The organism is Streptomyces sp. NBC_01477, from assembly GCF_036227245.1.
In the GTDB taxonomy this organism is placed as follows: domain Bacteria; phylum Actinomycetota; class Actinomycetes; order Streptomycetales; family Streptomycetaceae; genus Actinacidiphila.
In genome coordinates, this window is record NZ_CP109445.1 from 4,459,048 (window position 1) to 4,485,095 (window position 26,048).

General features: G+C 68.4%; 22 protein-coding genes and 1 tRNA gene. 16 read left to right on the forward strand and 7 right to left on the reverse strand.

The window, feature by feature from the left end; all coding sequences use genetic code 11:
* Positions 1–73: 73 nt before the first annotated feature.
* Both OHA86_RS18655 and OHA86_RS18660 read left to right on the forward strand, forming a co-directional pair.
* The gene (locus tag OHA86_RS18655) at positions 74–3,466 is read left to right on the forward strand and encodes a HelD family protein (protein WP_329176833.1); all 3,393 of its coding nucleotides are present in this window, start codon (positions 74–76) and stop codon (positions 3,464–3,466) included.
* A gap of 119 nt (positions 3,467–3,585) precedes the next feature.
* Positions 3,586–4,818, forward strand: coding sequence for a hypothetical protein (locus OHA86_RS18660; RefSeq protein WP_329176834.1), 1,233 nt, complete (start codon positions 3,586–3,588; stop codon positions 4,816–4,818).
* 32 nt (positions 4,819–4,850) lie between these two features.
* Here OHA86_RS18660 and OHA86_RS18665 read toward each other — a convergent pair whose 3' ends face one another.
* Positions 4,851–6,041, reverse strand: coding sequence for an MFS transporter (locus OHA86_RS18665; RefSeq protein ID WP_329176836.1), 1,191 nt, complete (start codon positions 6,039–6,041; stop codon positions 4,851–4,853).
* Between the two features lie 32 nt (positions 6,042–6,073).
* Positions 6,074–6,295 carry a DUF397 domain-containing protein gene (locus OHA86_RS18670; RefSeq protein ID WP_329176839.1) on the reverse strand — a complete coding sequence of 74 codons (222 nt, stop codon included), beginning with the start codon at positions 6,293–6,295 and terminating at the stop codon, positions 6,074–6,076.
* Between the two features lie 181 nt (positions 6,296–6,476).
* Between OHA86_RS18670 and OHA86_RS18675 the strand changes: the two genes are divergently transcribed.
* The 5 genes from OHA86_RS18675 (at position 6,477) to OHA86_RS18695 (ending at position 13,629) form a co-directional block, all read left to right on the forward strand.
* Positions 6,477–6,890, forward strand: a complete 414-nt coding sequence (locus tag OHA86_RS18675) for a hypothetical protein (protein WP_329176841.1) — start codon at positions 6,477–6,479, stop codon at positions 6,888–6,890.
* Positions 6,887–9,139, forward strand: coding sequence for a tetratricopeptide repeat protein (locus OHA86_RS18680; protein ID WP_329176843.1), 2,253 nt, complete (start codon positions 6,887–6,889; stop codon positions 9,137–9,139). The genes OHA86_RS18675 and OHA86_RS18680 overlap by 4 nt, the downstream gene beginning before the upstream one ends.
* Positions 9,140–9,319: 180 nt before the next feature.
* Entirely contained in the window at positions 9,320–9,751 is a 432-nt protein-coding gene (locus OHA86_RS18685) for a hypothetical protein (RefSeq protein WP_329176845.1), read from the forward strand.
* Between the two features lie 193 nt (positions 9,752–9,944).
* Positions 9,945–12,686 (forward strand): AAA family ATPase, encoded by a 2,742-nt coding sequence (locus OHA86_RS18690; protein WP_329176847.1) that lies wholly within the window; start codon positions 9,945–9,947, stop codon positions 12,684–12,686.
* A 343-nt stretch (positions 12,687–13,029) separates the two neighbouring features.
* Positions 13,030–13,629, forward strand: a complete 600-nt coding sequence (locus OHA86_RS18695) for a hypothetical protein (RefSeq protein ID WP_329176849.1) — start codon at positions 13,030–13,032, stop codon at positions 13,627–13,629.
* A 189-nt stretch (positions 13,630–13,818) separates the two neighbouring features.
* Here the strand turns inward: OHA86_RS18695 and OHA86_RS18700 are convergent, their stop codons facing one another.
* Entirely contained in the window at positions 13,819–14,139 is a 321-nt protein-coding gene (locus OHA86_RS18700; protein ID WP_329176851.1) for a helix-turn-helix domain-containing protein, read from the reverse strand.
* A gap of 111 nt (positions 14,140–14,250) precedes the next feature.
* Between OHA86_RS18700 and OHA86_RS18705 the strand changes: the two genes are divergently transcribed.
* Positions 14,251–15,162: a hypothetical protein gene (locus tag OHA86_RS18705; RefSeq protein ID WP_329176853.1), complete on the forward strand. Its 912-nt coding sequence runs from the start codon at positions 14,251–14,253 to the stop codon at positions 15,160–15,162.
* On the forward strand, positions 15,162–16,562 hold the full coding sequence (locus OHA86_RS18710) for a hypothetical protein (protein ID WP_329176855.1): 1,401 nt from the start codon (positions 15,162–15,164) through the stop codon (positions 16,560–16,562). Before OHA86_RS18705 ends, OHA86_RS18710 begins: the two co-directional genes overlap by 1 nt.
* A 206-nt stretch (positions 16,563–16,768) precedes the next feature.
* Here the strand turns inward: OHA86_RS18710 and OHA86_RS18715 are convergent, their stop codons facing one another.
* Positions 16,769–18,592 carry a hypothetical protein gene (locus OHA86_RS18715; protein ID WP_329176857.1) on the reverse strand — a complete coding sequence of 608 codons (1,824 nt, stop codon included), beginning with the start codon at positions 18,590–18,592 and terminating at the stop codon, positions 16,769–16,771.
* Positions 18,589–19,521 carry a hypothetical protein gene (locus OHA86_RS18720; protein WP_329176859.1) on the reverse strand — a complete coding sequence of 311 codons (933 nt, stop codon included), beginning with the start codon at positions 19,519–19,521 and terminating at the stop codon, positions 18,589–18,591. The genes OHA86_RS18715 and OHA86_RS18720 overlap by 4 nt, the downstream gene beginning before the upstream one ends.
* 72 nt (positions 19,522–19,593) lie before the next feature.
* Between OHA86_RS18720 and OHA86_RS18725 the strand changes: the two genes are divergently transcribed.
* Complete coding sequence (locus OHA86_RS18725; protein ID WP_329176861.1) at positions 19,594–19,911, forward strand: helix-turn-helix domain-containing protein; 318 nt, start codon at positions 19,594–19,596, stop codon at positions 19,909–19,911.
* Positions 19,912–20,115: 204 nt separating this feature from the next.
* On the opposite strand, the gene OHA86_RS18730 is transcribed toward OHA86_RS18725, so the two are convergent.
* On the reverse strand, positions 20,116–20,655 hold the full coding sequence (locus OHA86_RS18730; protein WP_329176862.1) for a hypothetical protein: 540 nt from the start codon (positions 20,653–20,655) through the stop codon (positions 20,116–20,118).
* Positions 20,656–20,842: 187 nt separating this feature from the next.
* Between OHA86_RS18730 and OHA86_RS18735 the strand changes: the two genes are divergently transcribed.
* From OHA86_RS18735 to OHA86_RS18745, 3 genes are all read left to right on the forward strand, one after another.
* Positions 20,843–21,208, forward strand: coding sequence for a hypothetical protein (locus OHA86_RS18735; RefSeq protein ID WP_329176864.1), 366 nt, complete (start codon positions 20,843–20,845; stop codon positions 21,206–21,208).
* Entirely contained in the window at positions 21,205–21,708 is a 504-nt protein-coding gene (locus OHA86_RS18740) for a hypothetical protein (protein WP_329176865.1), read from the forward strand. Before OHA86_RS18735 ends, OHA86_RS18740 begins: the two co-directional genes overlap by 4 nt.
* An 87-nt stretch (positions 21,709–21,795) precedes the next feature.
* Positions 21,796–22,206, forward strand: coding sequence for a hypothetical protein (locus OHA86_RS18745; protein WP_329176866.1), 411 nt, complete (start codon positions 21,796–21,798; stop codon positions 22,204–22,206).
* A 226-nt stretch (positions 22,207–22,432) separates the two neighbouring features.
* Here the strand turns inward: OHA86_RS18745 and OHA86_RS18750 are convergent.
* A tRNA-Leu gene (locus OHA86_RS18750) sits at positions 22,433–22,516 on the reverse strand.
* Between the two features lie 423 nt (positions 22,517–22,939).
* Here OHA86_RS18750 and OHA86_RS18755 point away from each other — a divergent pair.
* From OHA86_RS18755 to OHA86_RS18765, 3 genes are read left to right on the forward strand one after another with little or no spacing between them, the layout of a single operon-like run.
* Positions 22,940–23,896 (forward strand): DUF3662 and FHA domain-containing protein, encoded by a 957-nt coding sequence (locus tag OHA86_RS18755; protein WP_329176867.1) that lies wholly within the window; start codon positions 22,940–22,942, stop codon positions 23,894–23,896.
* Positions 23,897–23,906: 10 nt separating this feature from the next.
* Positions 23,907–24,431 (forward strand): FHA domain-containing protein FhaB/FipA, encoded by a 525-nt coding sequence (locus OHA86_RS18760; protein WP_329176869.1) that lies wholly within the window; start codon positions 23,907–23,909, stop codon positions 24,429–24,431.
* Positions 24,432–24,488: 57 nt separating this feature from the next.
* On the forward strand, positions 24,489–26,045 hold the full coding sequence (locus OHA86_RS18765) for a Stp1/IreP family PP2C-type Ser/Thr phosphatase (RefSeq protein WP_329182462.1): 1,557 nt from the start codon (positions 24,489–24,491) through the stop codon (positions 26,043–26,045).
* The last annotated feature ends 3 nt before the right edge of the window (positions 26,046–26,048 follow it).

The window sequence follows — 26,048 nt, forward strand, 5'->3', positions numbered from 1 at the left end:
TAGTTATCTTCATCGGGGTACGGGCTTTATGCCCGAAGCAGCGCCTGCGGGCGCTGCAGGGGAGGGGATCTGCATGAGCGCAATGACGCGCGACGAGATCATCGCCGTCGAGCAGAAGGCAGTGGATCGGGCGTACGACTGCTACGCCGAGCAGCTGAAGGAGCTTTCCGGGCACTCGGTCGCGTCAGCGTCCGCCAGCGGGAAGGACAGCGTCGCCAACCGGATGGAGGCCGAGGAGCGGGCCGCCGCGTACGGAGGTCTCGGCGGGGAATCCCTGGTCATCAGCCGTGTCGACATCCAGGATGAGCCCAAGGAGGGGCCGGAGACCTGGTACGTCGGAAGGCGCGGCGTGCGGGACACCGTGAGCAGCGACCGGGTCGTCGTCCTGTGGACGAGCCCCCTCGCCAAGAAGTGGGCCGACGCCTTACCCGACTCCCCGGGACAGATACTCCTACGCCGGAAACTGCGCTGTACACAGCACATCGTCGAGGACTACCTCGACGAGATTGCCGCCCCCGTCTCCGAGCCGCAGCCGGCAGCGGACGCGGCATCCCCGAGGCCCCGGCCCTCGGGCGCCAGGACACCGCGGCAAGCCGAGAGGCGCCCCTCAGCCCCGACCAGCACCGGCAGTCCGAGCATCGGCCCCAGCCGTGTCCGCCGCCGGCAACCGGAAGAGCCCGACGACTTCCTCCTCCGGGAGCTGCGGCGCTCCCGCGACGGCAGCATGCGGGACATCGTGGAAACCATCCGCCGGGATCAGATGGCGCTGGTGACCGGTTCACCCTCCGACATCCTCATCGTGCAGGGAGGCCCGGGTACCGGCAAGTCCGCCGTCGGCCTGCACCGCGTGACCTGGTTGGTCGACAACGAGCACTTCAAGGCCCAGGACATCCTGGTCATCGGCCCCCACCAGCAGTTCCTCGAGTACGTCAGCCGGGTCCTGCCGACGCTCGGCACCCGAAACGTGAACGCCGTGCAGGTGAGCCACCTCTGGGACGACGGCGAGAGCCTGGGGACCGACACCGCCGAAGCGCGGTTGGTGAAGTCCGACGAGCGGATGGCCGCTGTTCTGCAGCGCCGGGTGGAGCAGGAGTGCCGCCCCACAGCCGTCGACGAGTTCACCACCACGGCCACCTACAAGGACGCCAAGCCCGAACTAACCATCGTCATCGGCCGGACGACGCTGCGAGTGCCGCGCTCCGAGATTCTCGAGCTCCTGGATGAGGCACGCGGTGGCGGCGGCTCGCACCGAGAGCGCCGCGCAGGGTTCCGAAGCCTGGTCGTCGACCGCCTACTGAAAGAGCTCTTCGCCCAGGCCCCGCGCCGCGGCCACGACGACACGATCCGCCGGGACCTGCAGCGCAATCGGCAAGTCGAACGCCTCGTCGAACGGGTGTGGCCGTCGCCCAGCGCCAGAGAGGCGCTGCGGGCCCTCTACCACTCACCCGATCTCCTCCGTTCCTGCGCTGAGGGGATTCTGGACGATGGGGAACGGGAAGCGCTGCGCCGGCCTCGGGCCGAATCCGTCGAGGCGGAACCATGGACGCTCGACGACCATGTGTGCCTCGAAGAACTCCGCCACCTGCTCAGCGGGGAGACCCCGCAGCGCTACGGGCACATCGTCATCGACGAGGCACAGGACCTGACGCCCATGCAGGCCCGCTCGCTGCGGCGACGGTCAGCGGCGAACGGTTCCATGACTGTCCTCGGAGACCTCGCGCAGGCGACCGGCCCCCACGCGTATCCGGACTGGAACCGCCTCGGCGACCTCTTCTCCGACCACGGAGACTGGCGGGTCGAGGAGCTGAACACCAGCTATCGCGTGCCGTCAGAGATTATGGAGTTCGTCTCTCCGCTGGCCCGGACGATCGCACCCGCGCTGCCTCGGCCAGAAGCGGTGCGCGCTGCCGGCGATGACGCCGTGCGGGTCGTGGAGACCGAGCCCTGGCGGCTCCTGGACGAGACAGTGGCCCAGGCCACCCGCCTCATCGGTACGAATGACGGGCGTGCTCCACGCTCGGTGGCTGTGATCGTCCCCGACGACTCCGGCTGGCTCGACGAGATCGGCCGCCAACTCGAACGGGCCGAGGACGTCAGCGAGCCACAGCGCGAGGTGTTGCACGTTCTTCCCGCTGCCCAGGCCAAGGGTATGGAGTACGACCACGTTCTCGTCGTCGAGCCCGTGACCATCGCCGACCGCGGATCGGCCGGGCTGCGTCAGCTGTACATCGCCCTCACCCGCAGCACCCAGAGCCTGACCGTTCTCCACGCTTCTCCGCTTCCCGCCGCCCTCGTGAACCTGGACGACGCCCCCGACTCTTCCAGCGCTGGAGCCGATCCGGGGCCGGCCTCCGATGTCCCCGAGATCGGCACCGACGTCCGGGTCCGGGTCGTGGAGCCGGGACCTGGGGGACGCTACAAGGTCAAAGCCCTGTCGCCGGTAATGGACATCCCCCTCGTCCTGACCGTCCGGCACGGGTCGGTCCCCCCGCGTCGGGGCGAGCAGTTGGACTGCTGGGTGTTCGCCCACGAGACGAACCACTCCCTGGTCACCGCCGACCAGCGCGGGCGCCAGCCGATCTCACCCCGCATGGCGGAGCGCTATGTGGCCGCGCTCGGAATTCTCCACGAGCTCATCGACGGTACGGCTCCGCAGGACGCCCGTGACCGGCTCTCCGAACTGAAGGGCATGGCCAACCGCGTCCTTCGCCGCGACCAGGCGGACTGGGTGGACGTGCGGCGCGTGCTTGGATCGCCAGACAGGAGCCAGCTCGGCCAACTGCGCGACATCGCGACCAGCACACATCGGGCGCTCAAAGACAACAACCTCGACGTCAATCGGCTTCGGGACGACCTGACGAACTCCGGCTGGCTCCCCGCCTTGGCAGCGGCTCTCGAGGAACTCCAAGGTCGCCTGGCCTCGTCGGCCGAACCGCCCTCCGAGCCTGCTGGATCCGCCCCTGGCGAGCAGCCCGAGCATAAGGAAGACGAACCTGTGACGACCGCCGATCGGCCCAGTCCGGCAGTGCCTCTCGAGAAGCCGCTTCTACTGGCGCTGGAGACCCAGGCAGCAGCCGACCGGACGTGCAAGAAGCACGAGGCGGCACGGCACACGCTGATAGGGGCCCTGCTGTGGGCGGACCTGCAGCCCGATGATTCCCCGATCGTGGACGTCAGCTGTGGGACCAATGACGGCCATCTCCTGTACGAGGTCCTCGGAGCAGGACACTCCTCCTACGCCGATCTGCGTGCCGGAGCGGTACGGCTCATGGAGATCACCCACACTCTGTCGTCCCCTGCAGACCGGCTCTACTTGGTTCTCTCCGAACCACCCGCGGAGGACTGGTCAGCAGGCACCGTGCTCGAGGTCTTCGGCGTGCACGTCCTCTGGAGAACCGCGGATGGCTGGGCCGGGCAGGACGTCGCCAGAGCAATCGGGGCTCAGTCAGACGTAATCACCAAATGACTACATGCCTTCGAAGCTCCCGTACGGGCGTCCTACGCGCCCCAAGCGGACCGCACCGCCACGCCACCGCGCACACTGCTCATTCCCTCAACTACAAAGCGCCCTTTCAGGAGACGACGATGGATGACGACATTCAGCTGATCAGCGATGGCGATGGCCTGGCGGTCATCGGAAGTCCGACGGCTGTCGAACGCTTCCTCCTCTCCGAAGGACTGCCGTCGAAGGACCTCGGGCTGCCGCGGCTCGGCACCCTCCTCAGCGCCGTGGCCGGAACCGCGCAGACCGCTTCCGAGATCGCGGCCGCTTCGGGTCGGTGGGTGAAACTGACCGAGCAGTCCGCGCAGGCCCTCAAGAAGTACGGGCTGATGAAGGGCTCAGCCCCGGGTCTCAGCCGGGCCGTGCTGACGGAGAACGGCAGGATCAAGGGACTCCTCGAACTGGCCGGCGGGGGGCTTTCGTCCAACCCGGCGCTCCTGTCCGGTGCCGCGGGGCTCATGGCGCAGCTTGCGATGCAGCAGACCATGGACGCGGTCACCGACTATCTCGCCGCGATCGACAAGAAGGTCGACGACGTGCTCCGCGCCCAGAAGGATGCGGTGCTGGCGGACATGATCGGCGCGGGCTTCGTCATCGAGGAGGCCATGGCTGTCCGCGAGCAGGTGGGCCGGGTCTCCGAGGTCACGTGGTCGAAGGTGCAGGGCACATTGATGACGATCGCGCGGACCCAGGCGTACTCGTTGCGCCAACTCGACGCGCTCGCCGAGAGGATGGAGGCCACGACCAGGGTCGGTGACCTCGTCAAGGCCTCCAGGGACGCGGAGTCCACCGTCCAGGAGTGGCTTGCTGTGCTGGCCCGTTGCTTCCAACTCCACGACAGGGTTGCCGTACTCGAACTCGACCGCGTTCTGGATACGTCTGCGGACGAGCTGGACCAGCATCGCCTCGCGCTTCGGGCTGCCCGGCAGAACCGGATGGAACTCATCTCGCGGACCACCGAGCGTCTCCTGGCCCGCGTGGACGCGGCCGCGGGCACGGCCAACACGAAGGTGCTGCTGCACCCGGCCACGTCCCCGGCCGTGGTGCATTCGAGCAACCACGTCGCGGTCGCGGTGGTCGACTTCCACGGGCGGCTCGGCATCGAGCGCGGCCAGCAGTCCCTGGACGCCAGACGATGGGTGGACGCGGCCGCCGAGGCGAGGGACAAGGTGCTCGAAACGGGAGCGGAGGGCGTCAGCGCCGCCAAGCGCCTCGGTACCGAGACCCTCGGCCGCGCCAGATCGGTGACGGGCAACCTCTCCAGCGGGATATCCGCGCGCGTGCTTCGCCGCCGACCGGACGACGAGGAAGCCTGAGACGCCGGCACAGATGCGCCGTGGTCGCCAGGTCAGCGGTGCCGGCGCCACGCCCGGAGCGAGAGGGCGGCCAGGCCGAGCATCGCAGCCGCGGTCCACAGTGGTGCCCGCAGGCCCGCTTCGCGGGCAATGACGCCGCCGGTCAGGGCGCCGACACCGGCGGCGCCGCCGCCGAAGAGGCGGAAGGCGGTGACGACGCGGCCGAGCAGGTCGTCCGGGGTGAGGGCTTGGCGGGCTGAGCCGGCGGCGACGCTGGTGAGGGTGGAAGCGGCACCCAGCACGGCGAGGAAGGCCCCCACTGCAAAGACGTTCGGGACCACCGCGATGCCGAACCAGGCCAGGCCCTGCAGCCCGATGGCGATCGCCATCATCTGCCGGTAGTTGAGCCGGCGCGTCAGCGGCGCTGCCCGCCAACCGGCGGCGATACCGCCGAGGGCCGCGACTGCGAGCAGGACGCCGTAGACACCCTTGGCGACGTGCAGGGTGCCGGTTGCGTACAACACGAAGGGCGCCATCGCCATGTTGTAGGCGAAGTTGTACGCGCTCATGCTCAGCGCCAGCGTCCGCAGGTCGGGGATGGCGAGCAGGTGCGCGAGTCCTGCTCGGATCGCAGCGGTGATCGGTGCATGGCCGCCGGGGGCGGGCGTCTTCGGGAGGCGGCTGATGAATGCGGCGGAAGCTACGAAGGAGGCGGCGTCCGCGGCGAAGGGCAAGCTGGCGCTCAGGGCGTAGGCGCCCGAACCAAGGGGTGGACCAGCCAAGGAGCGGCCGACGGTGTCGACTGCCCAGTAGCGGCCGTTCACCTTCGTCAGGGTTTCCTTGTCACGGCCCACGAGCAGGGGGATGACGGCCTGGGAGGAGGCGTCGAAGAAGCATCGGGCTATGCCGACGACCATGATCGTCCCAGTGAGCAGCGGCAAGGTGGCGTTGCCGGTCACGACGAGGACGGACAAGACGGTCAGGACTACTGCACGCAGAAGGTCAGCGGTGATCATGACGGCACGGCGCGACCATCGGTCGGCGAGGGCTCCGGCAGGCAGGCCGACAATCAGCCAGGGGATGGAAAAGGCGGCGCTGACGGTGGCGACGGCGAGCGGGTTGCGGGTGAGCGAGGCTGCGAGCAGCGGAGCCGCAGCAAGGAAAGCGCCGTCACCGGTGACCGAGATCCCGGTGGAGGCCAGCAGCGGACCGACCCGCCCCGGTGTGGTCGCGGGAGGGTCCACTGCCTGTGTGGCGTGATTCTCCTGGCTCGCGCTCAGGTGCGGTTCTCCTCGTTCGTGCCGAAGTCGCCGGTCCGTACACCGCCTACGAAGGACGCCCAGGCGTCTCGGCTGAAGGCGAGGATGGGGCCGGCGCCATGGTCCTTGGTGTCGCGGACTCCTACCAGCTGCGTGCGCAGGGCGACTTCAACGCAGTCGCCGTCGCCGCTGTTGCTGCTCTTGCGCCAGAGCGCGGTCGCGAAGTTCTCCTCAACCACAGATGACCTCCATCAAGGGGTGGTGGTGAGCATTGTCGGCCGACGTGAGCGTCTGTGGCAGGCGATTAACGCTGCGTGAGCGATTTTGAGCCAGCATCGCGGTTGGCCTGCAGCGACGAGCCGCGGCTTGGCAAGCTGAGGTGAGGCAGATCTGTAGAAGTCACGTCGCGGTGGAGGACGGATGGATCCGGAGGTCGCCGCTCTGGCCGGTACGGCCGGTACCACGGTGGTCACGCTGATGGCCGGTGACGCTTGGCAGCGTACGCGTGAAGCCGTGGTCGCCCTATGGCGTCGTGTGCACCCCGACCGCGCCGATTCCATCGACGCCGAGCTTGAGGCGACGCGACGCGATGTGCTCGCTGCCCGCACGGCGGGAGACTCGCAGTCGGAAGAGGACCTGAGCATCGAATGGCAGGCGCGTCTCCGTCGGCTACTGGCCGCCGAACCTGCCATCGCCGACGACGTGCGCCGCATCCTGGACGAGTTCCGCCCAGCGGGCTCTGGCGTGGCGCCACAGCTCCAGCTGCGGGCGACAGCCTCAGGACATGGCCGTATCTACCAAGCCGGCCGCGACCAGCACATCGGTGACGCGTGACCGCTGCCTATCCGGATGACCTTCCGGTGGCCGGCACTTCCGTCGAGGGCCGGGCTTCCGGGCAGGGCCGTGTTTATCAAGCCGCCCGCGACCAGATGATCACCGAGCACCACCACCACTATCAAGCCCCAGCCAGCTGGCCAGGGCCTGACTCCGTACGCGTCGCCTTGGCCGAACGCGTCCCGAAAATCCTCCGCAATCGATCTCGCCTGCGTGCAGCCCTGAGCGAAGCCATCGCCAGGCCCAGTGGCATCCATGTCGTGCACGGCATGGGTGGCTGCGGCAAGACGACACTGGCGTACTGGGCGTTCCACGAAGCCCTGCGGCAGAGCCGGATCGGGCTGTGGGTAAGCGCGTCGGAGCGGATGACGTTGCGCGCATCGATGCTCGCCGTCGCCGCCGATCGCGGCGCGAGCCCCGGAGAACTGAGTGCCGCGCACCTTGGCCAACGTGCAGGCGCCGATCTCGTATGGCACTACCTGGACCGCTCTCCTGAGCCCTGGCTGCTGGTGATCGACAACGCCGACGATCCCACGCTGTTGGAAGAGGGTGGCTGGCTGCGCGCGAGCCCGGTCGGAACGGTATTGGTGACCTCTCGCCGCGCCACCCCCTCTCTGTGGCGGGGGGCTGTCATGCACCGGCTCGACGTTTTGCCGCTCGAGGACGCCGCCCAGGTGCTGTGTGACCTTGCTCCGGAAGCGGGGACCCTCCACGATGCCAAGGGTGTGGCCCGGCGGCTGGGCTGTCTCCCCCTGGCGCTTGACCTCGCAGGTTCATACCTTTCCCATCAACTGCTGGAGTCGTGGACCATGAGCGACTACCACGATCATCTGCAAGACGATCCCGCAGGCCTGATCGACCAAGGCACCGAGTCCTCGGACGCCCGCCACCTGGTGTCGCGGACCTGGCAGATCACTCTCGATCAGCTGGCCGCCCAGGGACTTCCTGAAGCGGCCACGCTGCTGCAATTGCTCTCCTGCTTCGGCCCCGAGCCGATCCCGCTGTACTTCCTGGCCGGAAATGCCACCCTTCTGTCCGGCCTCAAACCGCCGCTGCCAGGGGGCCGGCTGGAAGCATCCCTCCGTGGCCTCCTCGACCACTCGCTCGCCACGCTCACCCAGCCGCCCGGAGGAAGCCGTTGTGTGCAGGTGCACGGTCTCCTCCTGGACAGCATTCACGGCAGCCTCCCTGTCTCACAGCGCACCGCCTATGTGGAAGCAGCCAGTCGCATTCTGAGCCAGGACTTGGCGACGGCCGACAGTGCGCGACTGAGGCTCATCGCCCCGCACGCCACCGCGCTTCTCAACCGTGCCGGAGAGGCCATCGTCACTTCTGTAGTCCCATTGGCCGTGCGCGTTGCGCAGGCCATCCATGACGCGGGCGACTACGCCGCCGCCCTCGCCCTTGCCGCCCTCGCAGCTGCCACCTCGCGGCGCCTCCAGGGCGCGGAACACCCCGACACCCTTGCCGCGCGCCACCAGCAAGGTGATTCCCTACGCCGCATGGCCAACTTCAGCGAGGCCGATCAGCTCCTGCTCCAGGTTCAGCAGCTACGAGGCGAAGTCCTGGGAGATGACCACCCCGACACGCTGCGCACCGCTTCACTCCGGGCCATGCCATTGTTTCTTCTCGGCCGGCGCGACGAGAGTCTCGACCAAATGCGCCGCGCTATCGAAGCACAACGCCGTGTTCTGGGCGACAACCACGAGGAGACCCTCAAGAGCCGCGCCCTGAACCTGGAGTATCTCGCCGCGACCGGCAAGACCGACGAGTTCCTGGGCGAAGGGCAGGTCACCGTCACCGCGTGCGAGCGGTTCCTTGGCCCCGACCACCCTGTCACTGCCATCGCCCACAGCAACTACGCCTACGGCCTTATCCACGCCGGTACCCCGGCAGAGGCGGAGGACGCAGCGCGTCGCGCGCTGGACCTGCGTATCCGAGTCCACGGCCTTGATCACCCGTTGGTCTACTCCGCCAAGCTCGTGCTCAGCTGGGCACTGATGCTCCGCGGCGATCACGACCGGGCCGTCCCTCTCATGCGGGAGGCCGTAGCCGGCCGCGAACGGCTCCTCGGCCCAGACCATCAGCTCACCCTGAAGGCCCGTGTCCTTCTCGCCGAACGGCTCTCAGCAGCGGGGCAGCACGAGGAAGCTCAGCACCTCCTACGCGACAACCTGCCGGCCGCAGAACGGGGCTACGGCACCGCAGATCCGGATCTCGTCAGAGCTCGCGCCCTCTTCCCGAACTGAACGACAACTGTCCTCACCTCACGGCAGACTCGTCTGCGCAGCCCGAAATATCCGCGAAGAGCGGCGGGCTCCCTACGCCACTCGCCTGGCCTACATGCATGTTATTGGAATCACAGGCTCGGGGAGTGTAGAGGTGTGACTACGTTTGTCCCTTCCCCTCGGCTTCGAAGAGTCCTGCTCATGGCCCTGCTGGAACGCCACAGCAGGACAGTGCTGCTGGTGAAGTGGGCCGGATTCTGGTCTCCCTTGGCCGTCCGCGTCGGAGACGGATCTTCGTACGTCGACGCGGCGTCTGCGATCGTGCGCGCGAAGCTGGGCGACGTCCCGTTTCGGTACGGCGCCGTCGTGGGGCACCTTTCGGCTTCAGGCCCACAGTCAGAGTCCGGTACGCGGGTGGAGCGCCGACTGCTGCTGGTGATTCCCCCGGAACCGCTGAGCAGCGTCACCGTTGAGCGCCTGGCCGATCACAGCCCGTTGCCGGTGCGATGGTGGACGCCCGGGCAACTACGGAAGGCTGAGGTAAGCGTCTTCCCACCTGAGTTGCCGGAGGTGGTCGACGGCTATTGGGACGGATGGCTGCCCGACGGACCTCTCTCGCTGGACCCGGTCTGAGGCACCGCCAAGCACCCTGCGTCGCCACTCGGTAGCGGTTCGCACGGACGGCAGCGTCCAACTGCTCTGCAAGCACGTCGTTTTGCCTCAGTGAGTAGCTATTTTGGTGCGTACGTGCAGCCTGCCGGGTAATCCGTGATCTGGTTTGCGGTCTCGGGCCGCGTGCCGTCATTGGCTGCGACAGGGAGGTGCGATGGACACAGCGTGGCCGGCCCGGCTCGGGCCGGGGGACCGGGTCCGGTTCGACGGGCGGGTGCACACGATCGTCGATTTGCACGGCGGCCTCATCGAGCTCAGCGATCCCTACGGCGGAGTCCGGCAGGTCGAGCTTGTCCAGTTGCTGTCCACCGCTGATTTCGCGGTCACCACCATCTCCCCGGGCCGTTCACCTGAAAACGACCTGGCCGTTACAGCGCCCGCGCTCGCACAGGCGCAGTGGTGGCGGAGTCACGTCGTTGAGGTTTTGACCGGGCTGCCGCCAGACGCCGAGCCCGGTGCGGTGCCCCGTCCGCAGTACGACCCCGCCAGGTCGACACTCGCCAGCCGGGAGGCGGCGAAGGCAGCCGAGTTGCGGCAGGCCGGTGCGGAAAAAGTGTCAGTACGCACGGTGCGGCGCAAACGCCACCAGTGGCAGGCCGAGGGGCTGAAGGGCCTGGTGGATGGCAGGTCGTCGCCCAAACCCCGGGCCAGCGAATCCAGGAGGACGGCGCACGCCGAGGTACTGACGGCGCTGGACCAGGTCCTGGCCGAGTCCGGCGAGCCGAGTCGGTCGGTGGCGTTCTACTGGCGGGCCACGGCGCGGCTGCTGGAGGAACGAGGTCTGCCGGAGGAAGAGATGCTGTCGCGTGCGGCCTTCTACCGGCTATACGCGCGTGCGACCGCGGCCGGGGAACTGCCCAGCACGAAGGTGAGGCTCAGCCATGGCAGATGGCTGCGGCCCGGCGAACGGGTCCACGTCACCACGGTGTCACTGGGCCTGGCTGCATCACCACCCGGCTTCTCGGTGGCCGTGACGCTCGCGGTCGACGAGGCATCCGACTCGATCCTGGACGCGGTGGTCCACCCTGCCCGGGTCCGGGTCGACTGTGCGGCCATGGTCGCGAGGATGTGCACTCCGGCCCCGTTGCGGCCCGGACCGGAGCAGATCGGTGGCTGGGAAGAGACATTTCAGAGGCCGGTCTGGGGGCAGAAGGCGGGCCAGCTATTCGTCCGGCCCAACTGCGGACCGGTGGTGCGCCCCGAAACCCTGGTCCTGGACGGTTCTCCGCTAGCAGGGGTCGATGCCTTACGGCAGGTCTGCCAGAAGCTAGGGATCAGTGTGCGGCACAGCCGGGCTTCGGTACCGGCAGTCGGCGCCTACGTCGAGCGGATCGCACGGCAGGTCGTCGTCATGTTCACGGACAGGCTCCATGAGGTCGCCGGACGTCCTCTCCATGAGATCCAGGGCCTACTGGAGACCTGGGTGTGCGAGGTATGGCAGAAGACCACACGTCGGTCCACGATCCGGCAGGCCGGCTGGCGGCCGTCGCTGACGCCGAACCAGGCCCATGCGGCAGCGGTCGCCGCTGCCGGGTGGACCGCGCTGCCACTCCCGCCCGGGGGGTTCCTGCAGTTCCTACCCAGTTCGCGCCGCGTGGTCGGCCCTTCCGGGTTGCGAGTCAACGCCCGCCGTTACGACAGCGCAGAGTTGGAGCCCCTGCGGAACCAGGTGGCGGACGGGCGTTCTCGCCCGCAGTTCACCGTCCGATGGGATCCCTGTGACGTGCGGTACGTGTGGGTCGAGGGGCCGTCAGGGCGCTGGATCACCGTACCCCTGGTCTCCGCATCCGGCGTCAGCACGACCGCGCCGACCCCCGGGCCAGTCGAAGCTCCCGTGCGAATCACCCTTGACGGCGAAGGTGCGGCCGGGCCGCCGACGCACACAGATTCCGGGAACGACAGCACCACGACGCCCTTCGATCCCGTCTCCCTGAAGCGCGGCATGCCACCGCCCGTTGAACAGTGGCGCCGTCTGGTCACTGCATCGCCGTCCGTCCTGCGTGCCGGCAGGGCCCGCACGGACGTCGGGCTCGACAGCAGCGACATCCGCAGAGTCCGTTACCACGCCGGGCTGCTCCTGCCCACGCCGTCGGTGGTCTCCGTAGTCCGCGAAGCGGAGCGGCTGGACACCCTCAACAAACTCACGGCCGTCGCCAAGCGCAGTCTCATCGTGTGCGGTACCCCAGGGACGGGCAAGACCACAGCCCTGGTCGAAGTCGGCCGTCTCTTCGAAGACCGCCACAGCGATCTCCAGCGCGTCGGGGGTGTCTCCTCACCAACTGTGGTGCCGTCTGTCTACGTCGGTGTTCCTCCGGCAGCCACTGCACGGAGCCTCCTGGCGGAACTCCTTGCGTTCTTCGGCTTGCCATCACCCAAACGCATCCCTCTATACGACCTGTCCAAGCGCGTGAGCACCGCGCTGTCCATGGCCAACACGGACGTGGTCCTGATCGATGACTGCGACCGCCTACGGGCCACGCCCCAGTCTCGAACGCAGGTCACAGACGTTCTGACGTATCTGGGCAAGGAGACCCCCGCCACGTTCGTGTTCGCCGGAAGCGGCACCTGGCAGTCGCTGGCACCTGCGCTGTTCCACACCTCAGTCCGCTCGCAGCTGCTGAGGGCGGAAATGACGCACAGGGCCTGCGACGACGAGTGGCACGCGATCGTGGCTACCGCCGAGGATCACCTCCTGCTGCGAAATCACGTGCCAGGCACGCTTCCAGCGCTGTCCACGTATCTGCACCAGCGGACCGGCGGGTCCCTGGACCATCTCGCCTACCTGATCCGTTCGGGCGCCATCCACGCCATCCGCAGTGGCCAGGAAGCCATTACAGCACCAGCCCTTGCCGAACTGTCTGGCTCCTGGCCCCACAGTCCCTATGTCCGCCCGTGAACCAGCGACTCCGGCGAGCACGGCTGACTCTTTCCGCACCAACAGACCAATTACAGCGAGACGATTTCGCATCTGTGTCTCCTTCGGGCCAACTGTGAGGCTTATGAACAACAGCTCAAAATTCCCTCCAACCTCGACCTTGACCAGCAGGACAACTGCCATCGGACAGAGCCAAGAGCCCCCTGTCGCCTATTCAGTCGGCGACTTGTGTCCGCGTTCCTACATTCGGCACACCGAACCCGTAACAATACGTTGATATGAGGATTTAATTTCGGCGATTCACTGGACTTGTCTGCCGCCAAGCGGCAGACAGCGGGACTCCTTTGGCCCTACCGTTGGGGCCATGACTCAGCAATGGAAAGCCTCGTTGAGTCCGGGCAACGCCATTGAGGACATGGCCCGGCTGGCTTCGCAGTACGAGACCATGGTCTCCGGCTACGACGAGACCCTGCTGGGACTGAAGGAGTCGGTGCGACAAGTCACCGAGGAGCGGACCCGAATCGCTCAGCGTCTTGACGAAGTCAGGACCGTATTCGCAAGCCTGACCGAGGCAACAGCCCGCGCCGAACAGCTCTCAGCAGCCGGGTTGCCGCAACAACGCACTCGCCTCCAGGCCGTTCCCACGCAGGACACCGTCACAGGGGACCGCCACGAAGCGGGGCCGCCTCCTTCGCCCACCGAACAAACTCCCGACGGAGCCGCAGGTGCGGTCACCGCCAGTCCGCGGGTGAAAGAACTTCTGGACCTTCTGTACTCACGCCCGGGCGCGGAATGGACGAGCATGGACGTCGCCGCACTGCGGGGGGAACAGGACAGACTGGGCCGGAAAAGACTGCGAAACACCCTCCGTGACGCCGTCGCCAAAGGATTCCTGGAGCGCATCTCCGATCAGGGAGACCGGACCGTCCGCTACCGCGTCGCTTCACCCAGGAGGTATGTCTGACCATTCGGAACTGAAACAAAAATGACCGCCGCCACATTGGTGATCCGTTGGAGCGGATCTGTGGCGACGGCCCTGCGCCCCCTGCTAGAGGCCGCATACCTTTAACGGTACCGGGTTCCGCCCGGCACGTCAGGTATTCGGCCCACTCCGCTACGCCTTCTCACCACGGAGCCGAATACCCATGCGAATTCACTCTGCCGGCTTGCCCGGATTCCCCGGGTTCCGGCCCGGCCACAGGTCGACCTCAAGCGCCTTCTCCAGGTTTGCGATCGTCAGCAGGTCGCACCAGACCTCACCGCCGAGCACCTTCATGATGGTCAGCCGAGCGACATCGCTGCGCCGCGAGACCTCCGCGATCGACCAGTCGCGGGCGTCGATCGCCGCACGCAGTCGCCCGGCCACTTCCTGGGCGACCTTCGCCCCGTGGTGGTCATCGAGCACGGCGTGCGGCCACGTTCCGTGGAGTTGGTGCTCGGCAGGGCTGCGGCTTCGCTTGTCTCCTTGTGACACAGCGAAGAGTGTCGCCCATCCGGACCTCCTGACATGACAGCAGCCACCATCTCTGCCCACTGTAATTGGAATGGCACCCCTCCCGGGGTCCTTTCCTGGTGGAGAATCGTGATGGACGCGATCGAGCGATACCGGCCTCAGCTGGCGGACCCCGTGTGGGACCGCATCGGGCCCGACTGCCGCCGTGCGGTGACCCGGGCCAAGCCGTCCGGGCCCAAACAGGCCCGTGACTGGCTCGGGGCGTTGACGCACGCCGCGGCCTACGCCGATGCGTGCGGGCGCTCGATCGAGGCCGAGAAAGTGCTCACGCCCGAGGCAATCGAGTGGTTCCTGGCTACCGGCTGCGGGCACCTGAGCGAAGCCTCGCGCGGCAACCGCCGCGGCCGCCTGCACCACCTGCGCCGCGCCCTGCTCGGTCCTGACCTCATCACCGGCCAGCCGACCGCCTATTCGGGCTCCGACTCCTCCCGCCCCTACAGCAAAGCCGAACAGTCCCGCCTGTACTCCTCCGCGCGCTTCCAGCCCACCGCCGAACTTCGCTTCGGCCTTCTGACCTTGCTGGCCCTCGGCTTCGGGTGCGCCCTCGACTCGCCAGAGGTCATTCCTCTGCGCACACACGACGTGCGCACGGCGCCCAACGGCACCGTCGCCGTCGCAGTGCGCGGCCCGCGCGCCCGGCTCGTCCTGTGTCGCGCCTCCTGGGCGAGTGTGCTCACCGAGGCCGCAGCCTGGGCTTCCGTTCCCGGTCAGACCCGCTACCTCTTCCGTCCCGGCTGCTACGCCCGCGCTACCAACACGGTCACCAACTTCGTCGCCCGCGCCAAGGCCTCCCCGGGTACGCCGCCCATAGTGCAAGGCCGAACACGCGCCACCTGGCTGGTCGACGCGGTGGAAGCCCGCATGCACCTGCCGACCCTGATGGCCGCCGCCGGACTGACCACCCTCCGCTCCATCGAACGGATCATGCCGCACGTCCGCAACCTGACCGCCGAGCAGGCAGCTGCCGCGCTGAAGGAACTGTGATGACCAGCCGCCTCGAACGCCACGCCAGCATCGCCAACCTCCGCTCCCGCCGCATTATGGTCCGCGACGAGGACGTCGAAGCACTCCTGACTGACCTGGACGCCACCCCGCTGGTTGCGGAGATCGAGCCGCTCGTCCGGAACCTCAAGGGACCCAAACGCCACCTCAACGTGCGCGGGCTGCTCCTGGGCATGTCCCTGTGCTCGGCCCGCCGCTCAGGGACGGTCACCCTCAACACCGTCGCCGACCTGCTGGCCTTCGGCCTCAGCGACTCCTTCCGCACCCAGTTCGATATCCCCCGTTACCGTGACGACGACCACGGGTTCGAAGCCTTTTACCACGTCGTCCGGCGCCTCTTCCACAAGATCATCGACGCGATCGACCCCTCTCCCCTACCCAAGAACCACCGCCTGGACGTCGACTACGCCGCCGAACTGCAAGCCCGCGCCGACCGCGACCTCCTCGCCCACAAACGGACCCTGATACTGCGCGTCGCCAACCAGGTCCTCGGTATGTCGCTCCTACACGCACACGCCCTGCTCGAAGGCACCTGGGGCGGCCACTGCGTGGTCGACGCCACGGTCGTCGGCACCTACGCCAAAGGCCTCACCGCCGACAGCGAGGAGACCTCTACCGACCCCGACGCGGGCTGGTATGCCCGCACCGCCCGGCACGAAGACCCACTGGCCCTTTATGAACTCGCCCCACCCCCGGCCACCACCGGCAAGGCCGCCAAGCCCGGAGGCAAGACCAAGAAGAAGCCACCCCTGAAGAAGAAACTCTTCGGCTTCGACGCCAGCCTCATCGTCGCCCGCGAACCGGACCACCACGGCGCGCCCCTGCCTGACGGTTCCGCCGACCCCGACGTCGTACCCGCTCTGGTCTTCGCCTTCTCCGTCGACAAGCCCAGCCACCGCCCCGCCCAGGTCGCCCTCGAAGCCCTCCAGCACGTCGACCCCCGCTATCCGCGCGGCTATCTCGCAGGCGACCGCCTCTACAACGACCAGAAGCCCGAGAACTTCCAGCTCCCCATCCGCGCCATGGGCTACCAGCCCGTCTACGACTACGCCAAGGACCAACTCGGCGCCAAGGCCGAGTTCGGCGGCGCCCAGCTCGTAGAAGGCAACTGGTACTGCCCCTCCATGCCCGACCCTCTCGTCAAAGCGACCGCCGACCTGATCGCCAAGCGCATCGACAAGGAAACCTGGATCGAACGCGTCCGCGCCCGCACCCCCTATCTCCTCATGCCCAAGGAGAACGCCGACGCCGAAGGGCACCGCCGCATGATGTGCCCCGCACAAGCCAAGCGCACCCAGTGCACCCTCAAGCCCCACACCATGGGCCGAGGCGTCGAAATCCCCCTCGTCGACGTCACCGACTGTTCACGAGTTATCTGGTGAGCGGTTGACGAGATCCCGTCCGATCTGATTGATCGGGCGGGATTTTGGCGTTTCCGGGGTCTGTTCGAGGCGCTGTCCGAACGTGGCCAGTGTCGGAGGCGGTTGCCTGGCGGTTGTCAGCTTGAGGTTTCGGGGTGGTTCCGGTGCGTGTGGCGTTCGGGGACCATCGGTGGGCGCGTGTGAGCCCGGCTGGTGGTGCTGGCGTCTCACGTGGTCGTGCGGATCTTCGGCTCTGCGGGTGGCGGCAGGCCGGCCTCGCGGGGTGTCTGGGCTGCCGATCCAGTGATCGTGACGACTTCCAGGGTGGTCGCGGTCGCTCGGGCTCCGCTGGTCTGTTGCCAGGCGAAGAGGATGTGCAGGTTGATGCTGCAGATCATCAGCGCGAGCAGGATGGTCTGCGCGACGCGGCCGTGGGCGGGCCGCTTGGTGGGGTCGGAGATGTCGATGCCGTGGCTCTTGGCCCTGCCGTTGAGGCCCTCGATGTTTGCCCGCTCGGGCCGGTAGGCGTCCTGCCAGGTGGGGTGGAGGTAGTGCCGGTCCTGGCGGAACTTGTCGAGCTTGCCGAGGGCGCCGGGACGGACGGTGATCGTGGGTTTCTGGCAGATCCGTGGCAGCTCGTTTTTGGGCAGTGGCCGCAGCCGTTCGCCTTGCGGGATCGGGACGGTGGGCTTGGCCGCGGCGTGTGCGGCGGTGGCCCGCTTGTTGTTGAGGTCCACCACGGCCGGCCGCGGTGCCGGGACGTGGTGGACCTGGTTGAAGCGGGGGCACGACACGGCGGGCGAGGGCCCGCTGGCCGGGCACTGGAGCCTGATCGCGCCCCGCTCGTCCGCGGACTGCTTGAGCCTGAGGAAGTACGGCTCCCGGGCGGTGATCAGATCGCCGAGCTCGGGGCTGTTGTCGATGCCGCGTACGGCTTTGTCGTCGAGCCCGGTGGTCGCGTGGGCCAGCGCGTCCGGCATGGCGGGGCAGGCGAGCGATCCGTCGACGAGAAGGGCACCATGGTGGGTGCCCTGGACACCCCGGTGTTGCTGTTTGTAGTCGAGGACCAGCTGGTAGCCCATGGTGCGGACCGGCTGGGCAAAGTGCTCGGTGACCTGGTCGGTGTAGGCGCGGTCGGCCGCCAGCAGACCTCTGGGGAAGCCGAACGGGGCCAGCCGGGCGAGGGAGTGGACCGCGTTGGGGCCGATGCGTTTGCCCGGTGTGTCCAGGACGAGGCCGAGTGCGAGTTGCGGATGGCGGCTGACGCGTTCACCGGCCTGCGGGTGCCCTGCGGGGTGCCGTCGGCTGGAGGCGACCAGAAGGCTGGCGGAGTGTCCGAAGATCCCTTCCTCGGAGCCTCCGCAGTAGTGCCAGCCGGCGGTGAGTTCGACGGAGGCCAAGCCGCGTCGTTCTTGGGGCGGCTGGTGCCAGGCGGGAATCGGGGTGGTGTCGGCGGCGATGTCGCCCCGCCAGCCCTTGAACAGGCCCCGGCGGTGAGCGAGGCGGACGGTGATCAGCACCAGACGGTCACTGACCTCTTGCAGCAGCTCCCGTCGGCGTGTGCGCTCTGCGTCCGTGTCCTCCCAGGCGGCTGCCACGACGCGGGCCTCCTCGGCGGGAAGCCGGCGTCGCCGGTCGCAGCGCAGGGGGTCGAGGGCGGTGGTCAGCCGGTCGAAGGAGCGGTAGACACGGCGGGAGAACGCGATCCTCGCGTGGTCGTCGGCACGGCTGCCGTCCGGGACGCCGAGCCACGACCGCGCGGGGGGCCGCAGCTCATCGAGCAGCACTCTGCAGACGTCCGCGAGGCTGGCGCTGCGGTGATAGTGCAACGCCAGCAGCGACCCCACCAGCACGGTCCGGACCGGAAGCCCGTTCGGACCTGGTCGGCCTTGCAGCTCGGTGTCGATCAGCTCAAGCACTCCAGACTCGTGCAGGAGCGCATCGAGCTGGCCGACCTTCGACTCGGGGATCGCGAAGGGTGCATCGGTGACCGGCCGCGGACGGCACTGCCTGATCTTTTCCGGGTTCCGCCACGCCCGGGGCCTGGTCACCGCTCCTCCGCGCCTCGCAAGAGCCGGGCCGCAGTCACCTCGTCCACAGGTGGCACCAGGTGCTGCCAGCGGGCCAGGGACGCGGCGGAAGCAAGGCCGGCCGCCTGGGCGATCAGATGGTGATCGATATGCGCACGCATCAACTCGACGATCCACGTCGCCCGCAACCGGCCCACCGACACCGCAGGCAGATCCCGCGGCGGCCGGTGGATCAGGGACCAGGAGCCGATCAGGTTCTTCGCGTACTCGACGGTCCGCCTCGGCCGGAACAAGTACCCGCCGCCAGCCCTCTCCGCCAGTTCGCCCAGGACCGTGTCCCATGCGGCCCGGGCGACGAGCGGGACCAGCCGCTCGACGCCCTTGTGCAGCAGCGGCCCGTCGACGCTCGGACGGCGCAGATCGATGCCCCGACTGGCCGCAACCTCCTTCGGCGTCAGCCCCAGACCGGCACCCAGCCCCAGCAGCGCGAGCGCGTCGGTCCTCTGCTGCCAGGGCAGATGGGTGGCCCAGTGCCGCAGTCCCGCCAACTCGCCTGCCGTGTAGGGCTGGTGCGGACTCACCTCGGCGTGCATCCGGGCCGGAGGCGCCTCCCCGCGCTCGCTCCAGGCCAGGGCGTCACGTACGCGCAACAGCCACGTCCGGTACGTCCGTACCGACGACGATTCGATCTCCCCAGCCCGCGAGAGCACGAACGCGTCGATCACCTCGTTGCGCAACCACGCGTCCGCAGACCGCTCGATCCCCGACGCCTCGGCCCACAACGCCAGCCTGCCGACCACGTGCAGCAGCCGCTCCACGTCATAGGGCACGGCTGTCACGGCCGCGGCGATGATCGACCGCACCACCGGCGCGACCTCGGCCCAGACCGGCGGAGCGCTCTTGGGCTGGTAGCGGGTGATCTTCGCGGACGTGACGGGATCAAGGACCACGGTCCATGCATACCGGCTGGACAAGCAGCCATTCCACAGCTGATCAACTTCAACGGACAGGATGGTGCGCGCATGGTCGGCGGACGCGCCCGCGCACGCTCCCCCAGGGAGCTGACCGACGATCCGGAAGCCTGGCCCGAACAGCCAAGCGCCGACATGGCCGCCGAAGCGGTCCGCCACATCGCCCGCACTCTCACCCGGGTCCTGGTCGACCGGGGCCTGAGCCTGCGCGCAACCGCCGCCGGCTCCGGAGTGAACAGGCAGGCCGTAGCCGACCTTCTCACGGGACGGTCCTGGCCGGACGTGGCCACCGTCGCCCGCCTCGCCCACTTCACCGGCGCCAACCTGTGGCCGGACAGCAGCAACATCGATCGGAAGAGAACGCATTGAGCCTCGATCCACGCCCGAAGACGCCAAAGGACGACCGGGCATGACGAAGTTCGTGGCTCACACGCCGAGGGGAGAGCGCCTCAACTACCCTCGGACGCGCGGGAGCCACCTGCCAGGCGGGCGCTCACGCACCCGGCACCGCCGAGCTGATTGGTAGTCCCTCGGCGGTGCCACCTGAAAACGCCGCGCGCTCGCGGCCCAGATTCACTCCCTGGCATCCCTCCGCTGCCGGTCTCCGGCGGGGGCGATTGCGAACCAGGCGGTCGGCCCCTCGACTACTTGGCCTTCCTTGACGAGCGTCTTCAACCGGGACCGGGTCGTCTCGACTCTCCGCCCCTTCGAAGTGTCCGTGACGTCCTCGCCGATCGCCGCAGCGATGTCCTGGACCTTCATCGCCCGCCCTGCCCCCGCCAGAAGCACCAGCATCCGCTCTCGGGCGACCTCCCAACCCAGCCGACCCGAAGATGGCGGGGCCTCGTCCGGACCAGAAGCACCAGCAGGCCGTCCCTTCAGAGCTCCTGCTTGCGGGGTACTGCCTGCGCCGACCGGGTCGTGCTCTTGCGGCCCGGCCTCCCCACGCCCGTCGATGACATGCTCCTCACCCGTGAGGGAAAGCAACGTCTCCCGGGTGATCGACAGGTGGGCCAGCCGCTCCTCCGCCTGCGCGACCTTGTCGCGCAGTGCGGCCAACTCACCGCGCACGATGGCCTCTTCAACATCCAGACGGTCGAACAGCGACGTCATCCCGGCCCCTGCCTTCGCTCAGCCGACACCCCTGGACCTGCGGCACTCCAGGTCCCAGACAAACGTAGAGGGAGCAATATCAAGATCGCAGAGTGTGACCGCAGATGTCCCCAAATGACCACGCGTGCCTACTGCTGCCTGCACCGCTTCAGCGAAGGACAACTCCCGTGCGCCGTAGGCTCACCCCGTGCCGACCGAAAACCCCGCGCAGAACACCGTCAAGCACTGGCAGGAGTGCGCCGACGTGTACGACTTCCTGGAGCAGATCCGCCTGCGGCCCGGCATGTGGCTTCCCAACGGCTCACTCCAGCACCTGCAGTCCATGCTCATCGGCTACCGAGTAGCGCTCGGCGTGCACTCCATCGACGAGAGCTTCATTTTCTGGCCCGAAGAGGACTTCACCCGCTGGCTGCGCGAGCAGCACGGCATCTCCGGCTCCCTTGGCTGGGCAGCGGCCATCGAGCATAGAACGCCAGCGGACTCCACACCGATCGACGAGTTCTTCCGGCTACTGGCCCAATATCGACAAGGCGGGGGAGGAGGAGAACGATGACCGATCTCCAGTTCAGCTGGGAACTCAGCGGGTCTGGCTGGGCAACGTGCCGCATCACAGACGGTCCATCGGAGCGCAAGGACATCGTCAGCTACTGCACCGATGCCCTCGCCGACGTGCTTCACGGCGTTGCCGGCCTCTACGGCCCCAACCCCGTCCACCGGTTCTCCTTCGACCTCGAACCGGCCGAAGTCAGGTGGGTCCTTCGAAGCATGGGGTCGGACGTACGCATCTCGATCTACCGCTTCCCGGACATGTCAGCGAGCTTTGACGTGAACGACGACGACGGCACGCTCGTTTGGACCTCAACGCAAAACCGAAGCGCCCTGAGCCACGCCGTCATCGACGCCGCGCAGTCAGTGCTGCGGCTGCACGGCGAAGAAGGATACCGAGCCAAGTGGGTTCAACACCCCTTCCCCGTCGCCGCACTGCAAGACCTGCGCCGGCTGCACCTACGAGATGACGCATGCAGCAACCAGCACGACATCGCCGTCTCATAGGCGGTCTGCGTCTCTGCCGGGAAACGATCACCTCTCGGACGGGAAGCGATCTCCAAAGGCGTTGGACGTAGCTGGTCAGAGTCACTCGTGAACACCCCCGTCACTCCCAGCCCCACCGCACCGCCCGCGGTATGCGAGCAGCGCAGCATCACCGTGCCCCCCGAAGCCGGCGCCAACCTCTGGCAGCCCCTCCAGTACGGGCGCGAGACCTGGCAGCGCATCTACTTCCGGCTCCGCAACTCCGTCGAGGGCATCAACGGGTTCGCCAAGGACCCCCTCCACGAGGACCTGGAATCCTCCGGCACCCGCCGCATCCGCGGCATCGCCGCGCAGACCATCCTCCTGGCCTTCCAACTCGGGCACGCCAACCGTCGCAAACTCGCCACCTGGGCCGACACCGTCGCCATCGACGGCGACCGCCCACGCCGCCGGCCCACCCGCCGACGCGAGACCAAACCCCTCGGCACCTGGACGCCCAAGGGCTACGTCACCCCCTGAAAGCCCCAAGCACCGACAATCGCCACACCGAGCCAGCACGACACGCAGTCCGGCACCCAAAAGATCAAAAAACGAGCGCCGCCGGCTCCCAGCCGACGGCGCTCACCCCTGTCCAGGCTCGAGACCGGCCCTGACCTGGCCCGACACAGCAAAAAGGTCGGCACCATGATAATGGTGCCGACCTTCTCGTCGGTGCGATAGGACACCATTCGTCGGTGTCCCGCTGTGCGCGAGGGGGGAGTTGAACCCCCACGCCCTTTCGGGCACTGGAACCTGAATCCAGCGCGTCTGCCTATTCCGCCACCCGCGCATGGGTGCTGCCGTTCGATTCTCACACATCCGGTGGACTGTTCGGTCCGCTGAGGTGGGAGTGCCTTCCGACATGCAGAAGATTAGCACGGGGTACGGGGTGGAATCACATCTGTTCGGCCCGGGCGGGACCTTGGCGGGAGGCGGATGGGAGAGGTAACGGGAGAGGCGGCGGAATGGGGGCAGACGGGATGGCGGGAGACGGCGCGAGCGTGGCCGACGGTGCGCGACACTGGGAGCACTGGGCACGAGGTCGCATCTACCATCGCTCTGGGCAGAGGGAGGGGAAGCGCGGCCGGTGTGAGGGTTGACACTGCCCTGCCCAGGGCGTTCGGGGAACCACAGGTTTTTCCCGCGCGTGGATACGATCAGTAAGCAGTATCGGATTCGACTCGGTGGAAGGCCCCGAGGAGGGAGGTGCCCCGTGGGAGTACTGAAGCGCTTTGAGCAGCGGCTGGAAGGCATGGTGAACGGCACCTTCGCCAAGGTGTTCAAGAGCGAGGTGCAACCCGTCGAGATCGCGGGCGCGCTGCAGCGCGAGTGCGACAACAACGCCACGATCTGGAACCGGGACCGCACGGTGGTGCCCAACGACTTCATCGTGGAGCTGAGCACCCCCGACTTCGAGCGGCTGAGCCCGTACGCGGTGCAGCTGGGCGACGAGCTGGCCGGGATGGTCCGCGACTACGCCAAGCAGCAGCGCTACACGTTCATGGGCAGCATCAGGGTGCACCTGGAGCAGGCGGCCGACCTCGACACCGGCCTGTACCGGGTCCGCAGCCGCACCCTCGCCTCCAGCGAATCGCAGCAGCCCCAGTTCCCGCAGGGACAGCAGCAGGGCCCGCAGCCCGGCCAGCCGGCCCAGCGGCCGCCGTATCCGCAGGCGGCGCACGCCCAGTCCCCGCAGGGCTACCAGCAGCCGCCGCCCCGCACCCCCTTCCCGCCGGCCGGCGGGCAGCAGCCGGGCGCGGGACCGCAGCGCCCCGCCGCCGTGCCGCCGCTGCCGGCCGCCCCGCCGCCCGCGGGCGGCGCCGCCCGGCCGCCCGCCCCGGTCACCCGGCTCCCCGGCACCGGGGCCCCGGCGGGCTCCGCCGCGGCCGGCACCCGGCGCTGGATCGAGATCAACGGCACCCGGCACCAGATCACCCGGGGCGCCCTGGTCCTCGGCCGCTCCACCGAGGCGGACGTCCGGGTGGACGACCCGGGCGTATCGCGCAAACACTGCGAGATCCGGGTGGGCACACCCTCCCTGGTGCAGGACCTGGGATCGACGAACGGCATCGTGGTGGACGGGCAGCACACCCAGCGCGCTACGCTCCGCGACGGCTCCCGCATCGTTGTCGGGAGCACCACCATCGTCTATCGGCAAGCCGAAGGGTGAAGCGGGGCCAATGTCAGAGCTGACCCTGACGGTCATGCGGTTGGGTTTCCTCGCCGTTCTGTGGCTGTTCGTGATCGTCGCGGTGCAAGTCATCCGCAGCGACCTTTTCGGGACCCGGGTGACCCAGCGCGCCGGACGCCGCGGCGACGCCGGCGCCCGCCCGCCCCAGCAGCGCCAGCAGGCCGCGGCGCAGGACCGGCGCGCGCAGCAGCCGGCGCAGAACAACCGCCAGCGCCGCGGCGCCCCCACCAAGCTGGTGGTCACCGAGGGGTCGCTGGCGGGCACCACGGTGGCGCTCCAGGGGCAGACGATCACGCTCGGCCGGGCACATGACTCGACGATTGTCCTCGATGACGACTACGCGTCCAGCCGGCATGCCAGGATCTACCCGGACCGCGACGGACAGTGGATCGTCGAGGATCTCGGATCCACGAACGGCACCTATCTCGACCGGAACCGGCTGACCACGCCGACCCCGGTCCCGCTGGGTGCGCCGATCCGCATCGGCAAGACCGTCATCGAGCTGCGGAAGTAGTCGCACAATGGGCGAGCGGAGCCACGACGCGCGAGCGAGAGGGTGGGCAGCGTGCGGATGTACCCGGAGCCGACGGGGGAGGTGCGCATGTCTCTGAGCCTGCGTTTCGCCGCCGGTTCGCACAAGGGCATGATCCGCGAGGGGAACGAGGACTCCGGCTACGCCGGCCCCCGTCTGCTCGCGATCGCCGACGGCATGGGCGGCCAGGCCGCCGGCGAGGTCGCCTCCTCCGAGGTGATCTCCACCATCGTCACGCTTGACGACGACATTCCCGGCTCCGACATCCTCACGTCGCTGGGCACCGCCGTGCAGCGCGCCAACGACCAGCTGCTGCAGATGGTCCAGGAGGACCCGCAGCTGGAGGGCATGGGCACCACGCTGACCGCCCTGCTGTGGACCGGTCAGCGGCTCGGCCTGGTCCATGTCGGCGACTCGCGTGCGTACCTGCTGCGCGACGGCGTCCTCACCCAGATCACCCAGGACCACACCTGGGTGCAGCGGCTGGTGGACGAGGGCCGGATCACCGAGGAGGAGGCCACCACCCACCCGCAGCGCTCCCTGCTGATGCGCGCGCTGGGCAGTGGCGAGCGGGTCGAGCCCGACCTGTCGATCCGCGAGGTCCGGGTCGGCGACCGCTATCTGATCTGCTCCGACGGCCTGTCGGGGGTGGTCAGCCACCAGACCCTGGAAGACACCCTGGCCGGCTACCAGGCGCCGCACGAGACCGTGCAGGAACTGATCCAGCTCGCGCTGCGCGGCGGCGGCCCGGACAACATCACCTGCATCGTGGCCGACGTCCTGGACACCGACGACGGCGACACGCTGGCCGCCCAGCTCAACGACACCCCTGTGGTGGTCGGCGCGGTCGCCGACACCCAGCTGCCGCTCAGCGACGCCCGCCACCTGCAGACCCCGGCCGGCCGCGCGGCCGAGCTGGGCCGTACCCCGCAGCAGGCGGGACCGTCCGGCGCCTTCGGGCCGCCCGGCAGCGGCGACCCGGTCCCGGGCGCCGCCGGCGCCCCGCTGGGCAGCTTCGGCGGCCACGACGACGCCGACCTCAGCAAGCCGGGCAAGTCCCGCAAGTGGCCCAAGCGCACCCTGATCGGCGTCGCCGTCCTCGCCGTGGTCGGCGGCGCCCTCTACGGCGGGTACGCCTGGACGCAGACCCAGTACTACGTCGGCGCCAAGGGCGACCATGTCGCCGTCTACCGGGGCATCGACCAGAAGCTGGCCTGGCTCAACCTGTCCAAGGTGCACAAGGACCGCACCGATATCGAACTCAAGTACCTGCCGTCGTACCAGCGCGACCAGGTCAGGAGCACCATCGCGCTCAGCAGCCTCGGCCAAGCCAACGACAAGGCCGACGAGCTGGCCAAGCAGGCGTCGGTGTGCAAGAAGGTCGCCGACGCCAAGGCGGTCGCGGGCCAGACCGCCGCGGCGGCGAAGAAGGCCGAGGGCCGGATGTCGGCGACGGGCGGCGCGGCCGGCACCCCCGTCGGCGGCACGAACGCGTCCACCCCGAAGAAGAGCACCACCCCGACCACCGCCCCGACGCCGACGCTGACGCCGGACGAGCAGAAGCTGGCCCCGAACTGCACGTCGGGCCAGCCGTAACAC